The following is a 15,027-nucleotide window of genomic DNA, read 5'->3' as shown; positions in this document are numbered from 1 at the left end:
GCTCTTCCTCCTAGTCAGGTCTTGTCAGGGAGCTTGGTCAATGCAGCGGATAATGGCATGCAACCTTATGGCTGCCCTCGCCAGTCAATACTGGCTCCTCCGTGCCACAGCGCTTCTGCGCATAGGGGCATCGCGTATGGAAACGGCAGCCTGCGGGGGGATGAAGAGGGCTTGGAATATCTCCCTGCAGCACGCTTTCTTCGCGGCGCCGGTCATGCGGACTTCCCGGCGGATTGGAAGCCAGCAAGGCGGCGGTATAGGGATGTCTGGGGGAACCGAACAGCCTCGCGCTGTCCCCGATTTCAACCAGCTTGCCCAAATACATAACCCCGATCTCATCGCTGATGTAATCCACAGCTCCTAATCCATGCGCGATGAACAGGTAGGTCAAACCAAGCTCTCCCTGTAAATCCTTGAGCAAGTTTAAAATTTGCGCCTGAATGGAAACATCCAGCGCCGATACCGGCTCGTCGCATACGATCAGCTTGGGATTCAGCGCCAAGGCTCGAGCAATGCCGATACGCTGGCGCTGGCCTCCCGAAAACTCATGGGGAAACCGATTCCGATAGTGTCCGGACAAACCAACAATCTCCAGCAATTCTTGTACCCGCTTCTCCACCGCCGCGCCTTCCAGCAGCCGATGAACCCGAATGGGCTCGCCAAGCTGGTCGCCAACCCGTTTGCGGGGATTCAACGAGGAATAGGGGTCCTGGAATACAATTTGCATATCGGTCCGCATGGGACGAAGCTGCCGCTCAGTCATTCCCGTCAGCTCCCGGCCCTGGAAGGTCACGCCGCCTTCAGTCGGCTTCTCCAGTTGCAGGATAAGCCTTCCCATCGTCGACTTTCCGCTTCCCGACTCTCCGATGATGCCAAGTGTACGGCCTTGCTCAAGACGAAACGAAACGCCGTCTACCGCCTTGACTTGTCCGGTATTTCTGCCAAACAAGCCGGAACGGACGGGATAATGCTTTTTTAGTCCATCAACCTTCAGCAAAGGGCCGCCATTGCGTTCGCTGTCATGGTGTCCCCCCATTTTCCTCCCCCTCCTTTCCTTCACAGGTCAGCCAGCAGCGCACCTTATGCCCTTTGCCGGCATCCTTTAGCGGCGGATGCTGCTCTCTGCATTTGTCCATCACATGGGCGCAGCGATCCTGAAAGCGGCAGCCCCGGGGCATATGCTGCGGCAGCGGCACTGATCCCGGAATCGCTGCCAGTCGTTCTCCTTTTCCGCTGCCAATCTGGGGAATGCATTCCAGAAGCCCTTTTGTATAGGGATGCCGATGATGATCGAACAACTGGAACACATCCGCCTCCTCCACCACTTCTCCTCCATACATAACAATGACCCGATCAGCCATCTCGGCTACGACGTTCATATCATGAGTGATCAGCAGAATAGAGGTGCCAAACTCCTTCTTCAGCTCCTTCATCAGCCGCAGAATTTGCGCTTGTATGGTGACATCAAGCGCCGTAGTAGGCTCGTCGGCAATCAGCACCTTGGGATTGCAGGACATAGCCATTGCAATCATGACCCGCTGCAGCATGCCTCCGGAGAGGGCAAAAGGATACTCCCGCATAATGGACTCCGCCCGTGCTATGCCAACCCTCCTCAGCATCGCCTCTCCTTCAGCGCGGGCCTCCTTGCGACCTAGCCCCCTATGCTTGCGGATTTGCTCGGAAAGCTGATGCCCGATGGTCAATACCGGATTCAGTGCGCTCATCGGCTCCTGAAAAATCATGGAAATGTCATTGCCGCGTATCCGGTTCAGCTCTTTTGCCGAAAGCCCCGTAAGCTCCCGTCCATGTAATGAAATATAACCGCGGCTTACTCTGCCCGCTTTTCCAAGCAGGCCCATAATGGACAAGGTGGTTACGCTTTTGCCGCTGCCAGATTCGCCGACAATGGCAATCGTTTCCCCTTTGCCCAATTGAAAGTCGACATTTTCAACAGGCGCGATCTCGCCTTTTTCCGTTTTGAATGTGACTTGAACCTGTCGAACCTCAAGCACCGCTTCCAAAGCGCCTCCCCCTTTCCTGTCGCCATTCCCTCTACCCGCTTACTGTCGTCTGGAGAGGGGCTAAGCCTGTCCGTTTTGCAAGCTTTCCTTTTTTACGCTTTCTCCACTGCCGCCCTCAGCGCCCGCAGCGACTCTGCATCCGATTTCAGAGGCAAGCCGCAGCCCGGCGCCAGCACAAAGGGCCGTCCGGCCAAGCTCTGAATCGCCTTCTTGGCCTGTCTCGCCACTTCCTCCGCCGATCCCGCAGACGCAAACAACCGCTCGTCCACTCCACCCACCGCAACAGGACTATCCGGCCAAATAAAGCTTTCCGTCAAAGCCGGGTTGCCAGGTGCGGTATCTGCCCAATGAAGCGCCGATATCGGATAGTCCGCAAACCGTTCGGGATGCGCCTCCGGTCCGCAGGTATGCAGAATAACGGGTGCAGGTGCAATTTCCTTAAGCAGAAGCAGGTCATACGGACGTCCAAACTCTTCGTATTCCTCCTCTGTCAAATAACCGTCGCGCGCCAAACCCAGCACCGCGTAAAAGATGCCGTCCGCCCCTGCTTGCAGCGCTGCTTTGGCATAACCCGCCAGCGTTTCGGTGATGTTTCGCAAAGCGGCATGGACCTCGTCCGGATTGGCCGCCAGCAATCCCGGCAGAGGCGATGCCTCGCGGATCGCGGGCCGATAGGATGCCAGCGTGCGATGACCGCCCAAATATTCCAGCACGGCTAGCGGCGAAAATAAGGTCTGAACAATCGGCACCTCCGGTCCAAGCTCGCGGCGCACGCCTGCAATCGTATGAAGCTGCTCCAGAAACGGCTTTGCGTCTGCCGGGCGGGTTGTAATCCGGCGCAGATCGTCAATCGTCGCAAGCTGCGCCTTGGCTACAGCCGGCACCACGCCGTCATAGCTGTCATAGTCGTATTCGTTGCCCCAAACCTCTGCATAATACGTCGTCCGGGGATTGATTTTGACAAAATCCCAATCGTGCTCCCGTTGAAAAGCAACCGTGGCCGCAGCCAGCAATTCGCTGTCCCGCTCGGCTTCGATAAAATGCCGCCAAGCCGACACCAGCGGACGGTCCGCAGCCTGACCGTCTCTCAAAATATGAAGAAAACGCGCTTTTTTTGTCCATTCGATTGTCATTTCGAGCATCCTTCCTATATTTCGGAATGGTTTTTTTAAACCGCTCATACTATAATTCTTAATATCCGATAGGCTAACTATGATATCTTATACTTGTATTATAAACGACATTTTTTTCATTTCTTCATACGAAATGTCCAATCTATTGCCGATTTGATTTTACGTTTTGTATGACGATTTTGATAAAAAAGGCTTTCAGAATGAGGAGAGGAGGGATTCATCATGGAGATAGAGCATAATCTGGGCAAGCTTGCCGACTTTTCGCATCGCCTGCAGCAAGCCGTTATAAAAACGGCAGAGGTCCATACGATTGTCGAGTGCCTGAGATCCTTCACTTCCCTAACGTCGCTGTACAGCTCCATAACGGAACCCTCCTTCTGTCTTCCTGCAGTGGGAGAGCACGGCAAGGACATGCTGAAGGAAGCCGAGGAGCTGCTGGAACGCCAGCCTCCAACCGGCAGAAAGCAAATCCGCCTGACGCTGTCGGGAGGACATACCGTTTTTCTTCAGCCTGTGTCGGGTCTTGGACATGTGTTGTCCTATATCGGCATTGCGGCAAAGAAGAACGAAACCTGCGGAGAAAATGAAATTTTTATCGGCCTTCTGCTGGATTATGCGGGCAAAACCGCAGAGCAGCTGCTGCTGCGCAAGCTGGTGCTGGACGACCGGACAAGTGATGTCCATGCTTCGTTAGTCCATGGCATCCTGTTCGGCGAAATTCCACATGAGGATCAAATGCTGGCCCAGATTGGTTTGCCTTCCTTGTCGGCGGGTCATTATTTGTTTGTTTCCGGCGCCGTTATTTTGGACCGCTCGGGGCAGCAGGATGAAGGATTTTCTTCTAAAGGACCCAATCAGGATATCGCGATGCTCCTTCGTACGCTTCTATCCACACACGGCATCTATAATTTGCTGCTTTTGCACAATAACGTCATCCATTTGCTATGTATCCGGGAAACCTTCGGCAACAGGCAGGCACAATGGGAAAAGGTAAAGCAGTCGCTGCGCAAAGTAACGGAGCTGCTTATGAAATCCGGCCAGCTCCGTCCCCAGGAATCTCTGCGTATCCAGGCGGGCTTTGGTCATATGAAAGCTTCGCTTCGCGATGCTGCCCAAAGCTACCGGGAAGCGCTGGACGCTGTGGCGATTACGCGCATGCTGCAGGAACGGCCTGCGGGGAGTGTTTTTTACGAGGATATGGGAATTTATCAAATACTGAAAAGCATAGGCGATACCGCCCGGTTGATCCAGTTCGTTCAGAGCCACCTTGGCCCGCTGCTCGCTTATGAGCAAGCTGGAGGGACATCGCTGCTCCAAACACTGGATCACTATTTATCCTGCATGGGCTCCAAGCAGGAAACCGCCGAACGCCTGTTCATCCACAGGCAAACGCTCTATCATCGGCTGGACAAGCTGGATGAGCTGCTTGGCAGCGATTATTTAAAACCGGAACGGAGGTTATGCCTGGAGGTCGCTATTCGGGCATATGATTTGGTGAAGGAGGAAATGCAGACGGAGCAAGCGATGTAAAAGGCTCCGCCCTTCAATTTCCGGCTTTATTCCAGCTTCCGGATATTGAGGCCAGGACGCTTTGAGCATGAAGCTCAAGCAAAACCGACCTTCCGTGTTTGGTCGGCGCTCATCCAGTCATTGCTGCGCTCCTTGCTGCGGTCGGCTTTCATTTCCGCGATCAGGCTATCCAGATCCGCCTTGCCTTCATAATGCATCTGAAGCGCCGCCGAGGCGTACAGCTCGCCCAGTTGAGCCAGCGAAAAGCCTTCCGAATTGCGGGCCGCTCTCTCTACCGCAGCCTCATCCGCCAAACGAGGCAGTCCCTTGTACTTCATGTAGGAAAGACGCAAAGCGGCGTCGGGCGGCTTGACCTCGTAAGCGCGATCGAAGCGGCCGGCCCGGTTAATAAGCGCGGGGTCTATTTTTTCCGGATAGTTGGTTGTGCCGATCAGATAAACGCCTTCCTTCGACGTTGCGCCGTCCAGCGTGTTCAGAAAGTAGGAGCGGCAGGATTCCGGCATGGAGTCGATGTCCTCGATCACCAGCACCATCGGAGCCATCTGGGTCGCCGCCGCAAATACCTCCTGAATGGAGCCGCTGCTCGTATATTCGGTAATTTGCCAATAAGCCACCGGCGCTTTTGTGGAGGTGGAGATGGATTTGACCAAGGTCGTTTTTCCGTTGCCTGGTTTGCCGTAGAGCAAAATCCCTCTTTTGTAAGGAATGCCGTAGGTTTGGAAGAATGAACGATCCTTGGAAAAAAACTCGTCCAGCGAACGGTAAATTTGCGTTTTCAGCTCATCCTCCATAAACACATCATCCCGGCTGACCACCTGGGAAATCGGCTCGCGGCTATGCTCCAGGCCATCCCTTGTATCCGTGAACACCTTCACCGTCGGGTCGGACAGCTGCCGTTCCCTCATCTCCGCCAAAAAGTCCATCAAACATTCGTCCGACTCGCAAAAGATCAAATCCTCAAACCCGATTCCATGCTGAACCAGCTTGGGCACACGCGCAAGCGCGATCCAGTGCCTTGGATAAATAAACAGGTTGTTGCGGATCGCAGGACGAATCGTATAAGCGCCATGCTCCGTCGTAGTATCAGCATCGTATTGGAATACGTTCGTTTCCACCAGATCGTAAAGGCCCGCCGCATGCTCCACGCCTTCATACCCGCGATTTACGTCCTCCTCGAGCCCGTTCCAGATTTCATTTCCGTCATCCTGGTAATACAGCCGCAGCCCGCTTCCAAGCCGCCGCTCCAAATAATCACGAATGCGCTGAACAGCTTCTATATAGTCAAAATAATGCCGCTCCCCCTGCACGCGATCCCCTGCTTCGCCTCCCCGCACAATAAAGGGCGGTGCGCTAGCTGCAGCCGCGAATGGCTTGATGTCTGCCTCCGATACAAAGTCCACCTGTAAACCAGCGTCCAAGTGGGGTAGGGCATACAGGTCAGGCTGGTGCTGGTCAGGTAGATCAGGTTGGTCAGCTAGGTCAGGCAAGTCAGGTTGGTCAGGCTGGTCAGGCAGGGCAAGTTGGTCAGGTTGGCCGGGTTGGTCAGGCAAGTCAGGCTGGTCAGGTAGATCAGGTTGGTCAGGTTGGTCGGTTGTCGGTATCCCTACCAGTTGATTCATTTCTACTTTGCTCTTCATCCTATCATCCATTCTGTTTTCTCTTGTCATAGTATCCTTTGTATTTTCTCTCGTCATAGTATCCATTCCATCTTCTCTTATCCTATTATTCTCAGGATTGCTATCTATTTTAATTACTTTCATAGGTTAAACTCCTTTTACTGCCGCCAACGGGCGGCATTTTGCCACAACATCGGCAAGCCTTGCCTGCACCACGCTGTCTATAATTTGATCCACATCCTTGTAGGCCTGCGGCGACTCGTCCACCAGCGCCTCCAGAGCGCGGGTATTCAACACTATTTCATCCTCCTGCCCAATCCGCATGGAGGACGCAAACTCATCCACCGTCACCAGTTGCTTGGTCGCATTGCGGGAACGGACTCTGCCTGCCCCGTGGCAGATGGAATGATAGTTGGCAGCCCCCTCCGGCACGCCGACCATCAAATACGACGCCGTTCCCATGGAGCCGGGAATAAGCGCGGGATGCCCCGTTTCGCGGTAAGGGGCCGGGTTGCCGGAATGACCGGCCGGAAGCGCCCGGGTTGTGCCCTTGTGGTGGATGAGCAGTTCCTCTCCTCCATGGGTTTCCTCGCTGCAATAATTGTGCATGAGGTCGTACAGAGTAGTTAGCTCCGTTTTGGAGCCCATCACTTCCTTGAAGGCGTCTCGCACCGCATAAGCCATCAAATGACGGTTGACGACCGCATAGTTCAGCGCGGAATACATCAGGTTGGCGTAGCTTTGGCCCGCATCGCTTTGCAGCGGCGCAAATGCCAGCTTGGGATCAGCCGTGCCAAGGCCCAGCTTGCTCATCGTTTTGGCCACCTGGGAACCTCCGTATTGATTGACGGCCCCGCCCCAGGAGCGCGAGCCGGAATGAATCATAACGGCGATTTGACCATCCTTCAGTCCCCATTGCCCGGCAAGATCACGTTTATTTTCTTCTATCGCAATTTCCTGAATCTCGATAAAATGATTGCCGTTGCCCAGCGTTCCAAGCTGACGATGGGCGCGGTGATACAGATTTTCCGGTATCCGGTCCAGCTCGGTTTCCCTGAAGCTGAAGCGGCTGTTTTCGACATGCGTCAGAGAGGTCGCTTTTCGCGGGGTGTAGGAATCCGGCACATATTTGCCCGGCAGCCCGTGCAGCCCCTTGCGCAGCACATCCTCCAGCCAAATGTCGGAGAAATAACCCCTTGCGTGATTCTCCACCGGAATTCTTTTTTCAATCGCTTTGACGAGCCTGCGGCGCAAACGGACGTCCTTGAGGTCGCTCCCCTGCAAGTTGGTCAGATGCATTCTCATGCCGCAGCCGATGTCGCTGCCTACGATGGAGGGTGAGATATAACCGTCCTCCGTCCCCCACACCGCCGTTGTGCCGATGCAGGTGCCCACGCCCACATGGGCGTCAGGCGTATAGCTCATATGGCGAATGCCGGGAATTTGCAAGTTATTGTTCGCCATCTCCAGCACCTTGTTCCCCATTGCGTAGAAGAGATCGTCATGCGCATACACATGCAGTTCTCCCGCCGGGAGATCGATCACCCTGTAATAACTGTTTTGCTTATTCATCTCTTTTGTTCAATCCTCTCTGTTTGTAAACAATGAATGGTCAAGCCTGCTGCAAGCCGAGTACAGTATTAGCCAGATTAGTTGCTTGTTGTTTATTGCTTGCTGTTTATTGCTTGTTGTTTGTTGCCTGGAGTTAAAAATCTCAAACGAAAATACAGATTGTACGATATTTCGTATAAAAGCTGGGATTACTAATGCCATATTAGCCTTTTTGTACGATTTATCGTACAAACTGCAAGTTTTTCTGGGAACTAATTGGTATTTTGTACGATCTATCATATAAAACACCTTTCTTTTACTTTAAATCACATTTTTTTGTGTGAAAAATCGTACAAAATCGCTCTTTTTGCTCTGGATACTCTCTATGTCTTCTTGTTGCTCTCTACATACTTGTTACTCTCTGCTTCCTTGTTGCTCTTTTCATTCTTGTTGCTCTCTCTCTGCTTCCTTGTTGTTCTTTACATTCTTGTTGCTCTCTCTGTTTCCTTGTTGTTCTTTACATTCTTGTTACTCTCTACATTCTTGTTGCTCTCTACATTCTTGTTACTCTCTATATTCTTGTTGCTCTATGCGTTTTAGCTTTTTGCGTTTCTGGTGCTTCAATCCTTGGGATGTCACCTACATTAATTTCATGAAAAACCGCTTCATGCGAGGCTCCGCCTCTTAAAAAACACAAAAACCGCAAGTCCATGGACTTACGGTTTTTGTGCAAACAGCTTTCTCCAACACATATTTGCATATATGTTGTCACGTACATGGTATCACGTACAATGTTGTTCCATACATATTGCCTATGTACAAAATAGTCTTTTACAAACTGAACTAAACTGAAAACCGTTTTAGTTCGGCCGTTTTATTGACTGTTTTGTACAAGACAAGCTGATTTAATCCCGTGATTAGGATCATGCAGAAACGTAAATGCTTGCGCAGGCCCGTAGAGGCCGATGAACAATTAAAACGATATGTTGTTGAACCCCTGCGTCGTTGCGGCAACTAGCGGTCATGTCACGTCGGCCTCCTTTTCTTTAAGATAGTCCTATCATACAGATAACCGTAAACCAAGATCAAGGTAATAAACACTTATAGTCATTGTAGGTTTGCGTCACTTTACAGCCGCGGGTCAATCTTCGCTTTCCTCGCTACCTCGAACAGCAGGTCAGCCGCGATCTGGTTGTAGCTTTCGTTGTCCGGGCCAATATCCTCCAGCTTCATCGCCATCAATTGGCAATATGCCCCCCTTGCCTGCACGCCCTAATTGACGGACCAAACCTCCTGAAGCGCAGACCGGAACAATGCGTCCAGCTTTTCATCTATGCTTTCAGGGGCAGGAGGGACAGCTGCGGCTTTATGCTCCAATTGTGCAAGCTGCTCCTCCAAGTAACGGTTGATGACCGTAAGCTGCGGTTCTTCATCCAGCTCATCGCCGCGTTTTTTGCGTACAAGCAAATCCTCCACCGTCTCGCGCAGCTCCCCTGTTTGCGGCAGCAGCGTTTTTACCAGCACATCAAACTGGATCGGAGGCATGGTGCCGCGCTCCATAATCCATTGACAGGCCAGAACGGGGCGCAATACGTAAAAGTATTTTTTGAGGCGAACCCGCTCCCCCTGGAGGTACGTACGAAAGTTGCCACGCGCCATGTTCAGATAGTGATACAGGCATGATTTTGGCGCAAAAGCCAGCGGGGACATGTCTCGGAGCGATTGCGCCACGCTGAAGCTTTCCAGGTAGGACATCGGCGATTGCAGCCACTCCAGCAGCGGCGGGTTCGATTTGCGGTACAGCATCAGCGCCTTGCGCAAATCCCATCCGCTATAATCCAGCTTGCCGGTTATGGGGCGTTCGATCACATCCCGCTTGTCAAAAATGGACAAGTACCACTCCGGCCGCCGGATATAGATAAATCGCACATCGTAGTCGCTATCCTGCGACGGAAACCCCCAAGCCCGGCTGCCGGATTCGCATGCGTACAAAATCCTTATATCCTCCTCCTGCTCCAGCCTCTTCAGCTCGCTGCGGATGATTTCGGGCATTTCTTTAGCATCCCGTGCATTCCTTGCATCCATGGCTTTGCTTGCCTCTGCCATTTCATTTCGTTCTTTGTGCTGTATTTGTTCTTTGTGCTGTATTCGTTCTTTTGATTGTCTTAGTTCTTTTTGTTGTTCCATTGGTTTCACTTCTCTCTTTTCTCTCATGCCAACCGGCATTGCCGAGATTGCTGTTGGTTTCATTTTGACGCATGGCATCCTGTCTGAACATGGTGAAAGTATAGCGAAGAGCACATGAACTCACTTAATGTTTATGTTCTAGGCTCCGATAGCCAAAATCGGTTACCTAACTGGCAGGGTGGCGTGGGGGCCACGTAAGTATGGTTTTGGCCACAAGACGTTCTACCGCAAAAAGGCATCTCGCAAGGTTCACGAGATGCCTTTAACGCGATCTAGCCGGAACAAGCTGGCCCCTCCCGCGAGCGGTTAGCTGGAGAGCGTGGTATGAACCCGCTTCTCTCTGCGGTATGGGCTTTTTGTAAACCGGTTGGAGACGGCGGACGCCACTACGGCTTCCGGCTTCACTCGGGCCTCCATGCCCATCGCCTCTACCCGGCCCACCATCTCGCTGACATACGCCGCGGTTCGGTTGCGCTTGGCATCCGTGCCCGCGTCAATATCAATAAACAGCTGAAGACCGGCGCCGAGATACACATGCGGCAAAACAATGTCCTCCAGCTCCGCCCTTTTTTCATGGTCAAAATACATGGCGATTTCCTGACTAAAGGTTGTTTCCAGCCCAAGCTTCTCCTGGATAGAGGCAATCTCGCGAGGCATAATGACCTGCCGGTAGCAGAACCAGGCCCCTTTGCCCGGCCTGAATATGACGATGGAGGTTATAAATTTGGTGTGGCCGGCATGCACCTGCGCATCGGTTCCAATGACTAGCTGGTAAGCCGCTCTTGGGTCAGCCTTCATAAATGCCGCGATGCGGCGGAATACCTCATCCAGTGTCAGCTCCTGTTCGGATACGTTTCGGAATACATTTTCATGAATCATGGGAATATTCTGATTTTTCATGGTAGTCACCTGCAAGGCCTGCCGGCTTCCTTTCCTTCGATTTAGAGTGTGCATACACACCTTAGTTAACGCTCGGAACTAAAAAAGACTTCTCGCTGCCTCGCTCTTTCCCTACTCCCAGTCAACAGGACATTAGCCTGCTTCGGGCATAGAAAAAGACCGCTTGGCAACAAGCAGTCTTTACAAAAACGCATATCAAGATGATCGCTCCGGCAATCAGGCGTTGTTAAGAATGACTCGCCTGCGGAGTCCTAAATTGCGCTTGTAAAGATTGCAGCTATGCAATTGAGATACGGATTCGGAGCGACCCTCCCATGGCGAAACAACGGGCAGGAGCTGTGTTTCGTTAAAAAGTGCATGGTAATTGAGCTCGCTATGGCTAAACGTTGCCTCGTACATGTCAGTCTCTCCTTTCACTGGAATAATATTGTTCCCCATCCTAGCACTTTCTTATTGCCTTTGTCAACTGGCGAACAAACCAATTAAAGCAAAAAAATAATCATGCAGGCAGCTATACAAGTTGAACAACACAATGTCACCACCAAAGAAACCGCCATGTAAAACGTTCTTCCTATTGCAATTGTTCCCCGTTCCCCCTGAATCATATGCTGATTTTTTACAGTAAATAACATGAATTTAGCTGCAGAACAACATGGGTGATGACAGGAAATAACTGTAATATGTAAGGTTGTTTCCTTATGATTGACACAATACTATTTAAATTGTAATAAATACATCATTTATCCAATTACTGCAGTTTACGGAATCTCATAAAAAGAGAGGGTTGTGATTCGTGATTGTATCGTACTTTGTATTTATGTTGGCGGGCATTTTTATGGCTGCGGCCGTACAGAAATTGCTTTCGCCAGCCGAATTTATGAAAACGCTTTACGGGATTGGCATCCCGCGTCGTTACCGCCGATTCACGGCTGCAGCCATTCCGGTTGCCGAAGCGGCAAGCGTGATTTTGCTCCTTATTCCGAAGTCGCGATTTGTCGGGGGAGCATCCCTTTTAGCCCTTCTATTTTCTTTTACGATTATAACAATACGGGCCATCGTTCAAAAGAAAAGGATCGACTGCAACTGCTTTGGAAGCATCATGCCCGGCACATTGGGCTGGAGCGGGCTTGCCCGATTAATCGTGCTCATTGCAATGACTAGTTATGGAATGATCGGTTCGGACGCTGGTTTATATTCAAGGCCGTCTACGGAAATTTTTTATCAAATTGTTGCCTCGGTCGGTATTCTTGTCCTTTACGTAGTCGTCGCCAGAGTCATTGCCAACTGGAATGCCATAAGGAAAGGGGAGGTCTAGCATGAATGATCCGCAATTGATAGCACAAATCGTTTTATGGCTGCTGGTGCTTGCGTTGACGGCCGCGTTTTTTACATCACACGGCCAGCAGAAAAACGACAAACGGCTGGTCATGCAAAAATTCGGACTGCCCCTTATGGAAGCCTTCCCCGATTTTCACGCTGCTCCGATTCAGGGCGGGGACTGGAGAGAGTCAAACGAGCAAAAAGGGAACATTTTGTTGTTTACATCGGCCACCTGTCAATCCTGCCAGGGCATTTATCCTATCGTTACTGAATATGCCAAAAGGAATGATGTCAGCATCGCCTTGTATATGGATGGAGACCCGGAGCTTATCCGCAAGAAGATAGACGAAAATAACGTGCAGGTGCCCGTGTATCATTTTACGCCGGATTTGTTTCCCATTTCCAAGGTTCCCGCTTTCCCTTACGCTTATTATTTATCGCCATCCGGAATCGTGTTCAACAAAGGCGGCACGCAAAAGGAAGAGGATCTCGATATTTTGCTTAACGAGGGAAGGTATATGGAGAACGCTATGGGTAAAGCGGGCTAATGCCAACTTTTGAAAGGAGGTGAAAACGATGGGATGTGTAATTGTTAGCGCGTACTGCAGCGCCAATTCTTGCGGAACGTCAAAATGGCTGGTCTATTACGATAGTCTTGATAGGGTATGCAGAAAAGAATGTGTTTGTTAATTAAGAAACAACGGGGCTGTCCAAAAAGTCTGTGACGGTAAATAATTAATCAGCAAAACCGGTCCCTTCCGGAAAAGGGTGTCTTGGAAGCTCAAACATTTTTGTCCGCTTTATTTTAATCCTGTTTGTAGTGGATAAAAGCAGACAAAAAAACTCGCCCTCAAGACACCCTTTCCCCTCCGGTCCCTCTGCTGAATAATTATTCGTTTCACTTGACTTTTCAGACAGTCCCTCTGTTTATGGAGGTTTAAGATGAACGGGGCGTCTTCCGGTAAACTAAATTTGATTATTTCAGTCATTGGCAAAATCCTCCCGCTGCTGATCAGGATTGCGCCGTTCCTTCTTGCAGCGATTGTTCTCATCAAGATTATAGTGGCTTTTATTCCGGCAGGGCAGGCCTTCTTATTATTAAAATCAACCGATTCGGCGGCGGCAGCGCTAACAGGCTCCGCTCCCTGGATTGATCCAGTGAAATGGTTATTGTTGATTGCGGTATTAAGCGCTGTCCGGATCGGACTGGAGGCTGTTTCTGAATATATGAGCGTGCTGCTCAAACAACGGTTCGAATATCGTCTGGAGGAGATGCTGGCTCATAAAGCCGCAAACATCCCATTGATTTTATTCGATCAGGCGGACTATTACGATACGTTGCAACGGGCAAAGTCGAACATTTCCGTTCGCGGCTTCCGGCTATTGGAGCTTATACTTACGATAGTGGAATGCCTCTTTACACTGGCTGGTTACATCGTTCTTCTTACACAGTTTAGCTGGTTGTTAATTATTGCTTTAATTGCCGGCACAATCCCGACCTTGCTTGTTCATTTGAAAATCGGCGAGTGGAATTTTTGGCTTCAGCGTTATCAAACGCCGTATGTAAGACGGCTTGTCTATTTGTTCGAGCTGCTCACCCAACGTTTTGCGGCCAAGGAGCTTCGCATTTATCGTTTGGCGCCTGCTTTTCTGAAGGAATGGGGCGACTATTATTGGAAAAACGCGCGCGAGCAAAGAAAGGTAGACAAAAAGTCGATTAGCACTCGCTCGGGTATCGACGGCTGGAATACGGTGACTTTGCTTGCTTACTCCGTTTACGTGCTCTGGGTGTGCTTCTCCAGGAAGCTGTCGCTCGGCACTTTTGTGGCCGTATCACAAATTCTTTCGTCGACGCAAGCGCAAATGAAAAATGTAGCCTACAGCTTATCGCAATTTTACGAGGAAAGCATGATTATTCAAGAGTTTTTTACATTCATGGATACAGAAGAAGAGCATAAAAATGAGGATAAGCCGGCGTTTACCGGGAAGGTGCAGGAGGGTATTTCGGTGAATAACCTCAGCTTTACCTATCCTGGCAGCACAAAGCCTGCACTAAACAATATTTCGTTTCGCATCAACAAAAACGAGACCGTTGCAATCGTCGGGGAAAACGGGGCAGGTAAAAGCACGCTTATTCATTGCCTGATCGGTCTTCATCAAAGCTACGAGGGCAGCATTACCTATGATCATACCGATTTAAAGGATATAAATGTTGCATCATTCCGAAATCACGTATCCGCGGTTTTTCAAGATTATGTCCATTATCACGGAAGCGTTAAAGAAAATATCGGGTTTGGCAACGTGGAGCGTATTGATAATCTAGCCGCAATTGAGGCGGCTGCAGGCTTATCGGGCGCGGCGGAATTTATAGATCGTTTGCCAAATAGCTACAATACGCAGGTAGGGGCGGGCTTTCAGAATGCGCAGGAGCTGTCGATTGGCCAATGGCAGAAGCTTGCGCTCGGCAGGGCTTATTTTAATGACGGCTCCATTGTCGTATTGGATGAACCGACGGCATCGCTGGACCCCACTACCGAATCGGAGCTATATCGCCAGTTTCATCAATTGTCCGAAGGGAAGGTTACGTTTCTCGTATCCCATAGGTTAGGCAGCTGCCGTATAGCAGACCGGATTGTGGTATTAAAGCAAGGAGAGCTGGTTGAGCAGGGCACACATGATGAGCTTATGAAGCTAGGCGGCGAATATAAGCAGATGTATGAATCTCAGGCCGAATGGTATTTACAAGAAGCAAGCTATAAGGGGGCGTAA

Annotated in this window: 11 protein-coding genes; 4 read left to right on the top strand and 7 right to left on the bottom strand. The window is 50.8% G+C overall.

The genetic code is table 11. The features are described from left to right. Positions 1-37 precede the first annotated feature (37 nt). The 3 genes from A7K91_RS24275 to A7K91_RS24265 all read right to left on the bottom strand — a co-directional run bounded on the left by A7K91_RS24275 (position 38) and on the right by A7K91_RS24265 (position 3,154). Positions 38-1,036, bottom strand: coding sequence for an ABC transporter ATP-binding protein (locus A7K91_RS24275; protein WP_068687080.1), 999 nt, complete (start codon positions 1,034-1,036; stop codon positions 38-40). Further along, positions 1,020-2,021 (bottom strand): ABC transporter ATP-binding protein, encoded by a 1,002-nt coding sequence (locus A7K91_RS24270; protein ID WP_068687079.1) that lies wholly within the window; start codon positions 2,019-2,021, stop codon positions 1,020-1,022. Before A7K91_RS24270 ends, A7K91_RS24275 begins: the two co-directional genes overlap by 17 nt. Before the next feature lie 92 nt (positions 2,022-2,113). Next, positions 2,114-3,154 carry a uroporphyrinogen decarboxylase family protein gene (locus A7K91_RS24265; RefSeq protein ID WP_068687078.1) on the bottom strand — a complete coding sequence of 347 codons (1,041 nt, stop codon included), beginning with the start codon at positions 3,152-3,154 and terminating at the stop codon, positions 2,114-2,116. A 222-nt stretch (positions 3,155-3,376) separates the two neighbouring features. Here A7K91_RS24265 and A7K91_RS24260 point away from each other — a divergent pair, with 222 nt between their 5' ends. After that, positions 3,377-4,684: a PucR family transcriptional regulator gene (locus A7K91_RS24260; protein WP_068687077.1), complete on the top strand. Its 1,308-nt coding sequence runs from the start codon at positions 3,377-3,379 to the stop codon at positions 4,682-4,684. A 74-nt stretch (positions 4,685-4,758) separates the two neighbouring features. Here the strand turns inward: A7K91_RS24260 and A7K91_RS24255 are convergent, their stop codons facing one another. From A7K91_RS24255 to A7K91_RS24240, 4 genes are all read right to left on the bottom strand, one after another. Further along, entirely contained in the window at positions 4,759-6,084 is a 1,326-nt protein-coding gene (locus A7K91_RS24255; protein WP_156739797.1) for an ATP-binding protein, read from the bottom strand. A 363-nt stretch (positions 6,085-6,447) separates the two neighbouring features. After that, positions 6,448-7,872 carry an RtcB family protein gene (locus A7K91_RS24250; protein WP_068687075.1) on the bottom strand — a complete coding sequence of 475 codons (1,425 nt, stop codon included), beginning with the start codon at positions 7,870-7,872 and terminating at the stop codon, positions 6,448-6,450. Between the two features lie 1,251 nt (positions 7,873-9,123). Then, a complete protein-coding gene (locus A7K91_RS24245) occupies positions 9,124-9,936 on the bottom strand; it encodes a nucleotidyltransferase domain-containing protein (RefSeq protein ID WP_068687369.1) in 813 nt (270 codons plus the stop codon). A 408-nt stretch (positions 9,937-10,344) separates the two neighbouring features. Beyond that, on the bottom strand, positions 10,345-10,938 hold the full coding sequence (locus A7K91_RS24240) for a ribonuclease H-like YkuK family protein (protein ID WP_068687074.1): 594 nt from the start codon (positions 10,936-10,938) through the stop codon (positions 10,345-10,347). A 793-nt stretch (positions 10,939-11,731) separates the two neighbouring features. On the opposite strand from A7K91_RS24240, the gene A7K91_RS24230 reads away from it, so the two are divergent. From A7K91_RS24230 to A7K91_RS24220, 3 genes are all read left to right on the top strand, one after another. Then, on the top strand, positions 11,732-12,253 hold the full coding sequence (locus tag A7K91_RS24230) for a MauE/DoxX family redox-associated membrane protein (protein ID WP_068687072.1): 522 nt from the start codon (positions 11,732-11,734) through the stop codon (positions 12,251-12,253). 1 nt (position 12,254) lies between these two features. Next, positions 12,255-12,806, top strand: a complete 552-nt coding sequence (locus tag A7K91_RS24225; RefSeq protein ID WP_068687071.1) for a thioredoxin domain-containing protein — start codon at positions 12,255-12,257, stop codon at positions 12,804-12,806. 394 nt (positions 12,807-13,200) lie between these two features. Next, complete coding sequence (locus A7K91_RS24220) at positions 13,201-15,027, top strand: ABC transporter ATP-binding protein (protein ID WP_068687070.1); 1,827 nt, start codon at positions 13,201-13,203, stop codon at positions 15,025-15,027.

This window comes from Paenibacillus oryzae (genome assembly GCF_001675045.1).
Lineage (GTDB): Bacteria > Bacillota > Bacilli > Paenibacillales > Paenibacillaceae > Pristimantibacillus > Pristimantibacillus oryzae.
The sequence above is the reverse complement of the archived record's forward strand: the minus strand, read 5'-3'. Positions and strand labels throughout refer to the sequence as shown.

Coding starts and splice junctions, on each gene's coding strand:
- A7K91_RS24275 (WP_068687080.1), bottom strand. CDS start 1,036: ATGGGGGGACACCATGACAGCGAACGCAATGGCGGCCCTTTGCTGAAG.
- A7K91_RS24265 (WP_068687078.1), bottom strand. CDS start 3,154: ATGACAATCGAATGGACAAAAAAAGCGCGTTTTCTTCATATTTTGAGA.
- A7K91_RS24260 (WP_068687077.1), top strand. CDS start 3,377: ATGGAGATAGAGCATAATCTGGGCAAGCTTGCCGACTTTTCGCATCGC.
- A7K91_RS24250 (WP_068687075.1), bottom strand. CDS start 7,872: ATGAATAAGCAAAACAGTTATTACAGGGTGATCGATCTCCCGGCGGGA.
- A7K91_RS24245 (WP_068687369.1), bottom strand. CDS start 9,936: ATGGATGCAAGGAATGCACGGGATGCTAAAGAAATGCCCGAAATCATC.
- A7K91_RS24240 (WP_068687074.1), bottom strand. CDS start 10,938: ATGAAAAATCAGAATATTCCCATGATTCATGAAAATGTATTCCGAAAC.
- A7K91_RS24225 (WP_068687071.1), top strand. CDS start 12,255: ATGAATGATCCGCAATTGATAGCACAAATCGTTTTATGGCTGCTGGTG.
- A7K91_RS24220 (WP_068687070.1), top strand. CDS start 13,201: ATGAACGGGGCGTCTTCCGGTAAACTAAATTTGATTATTTCAGTCATT.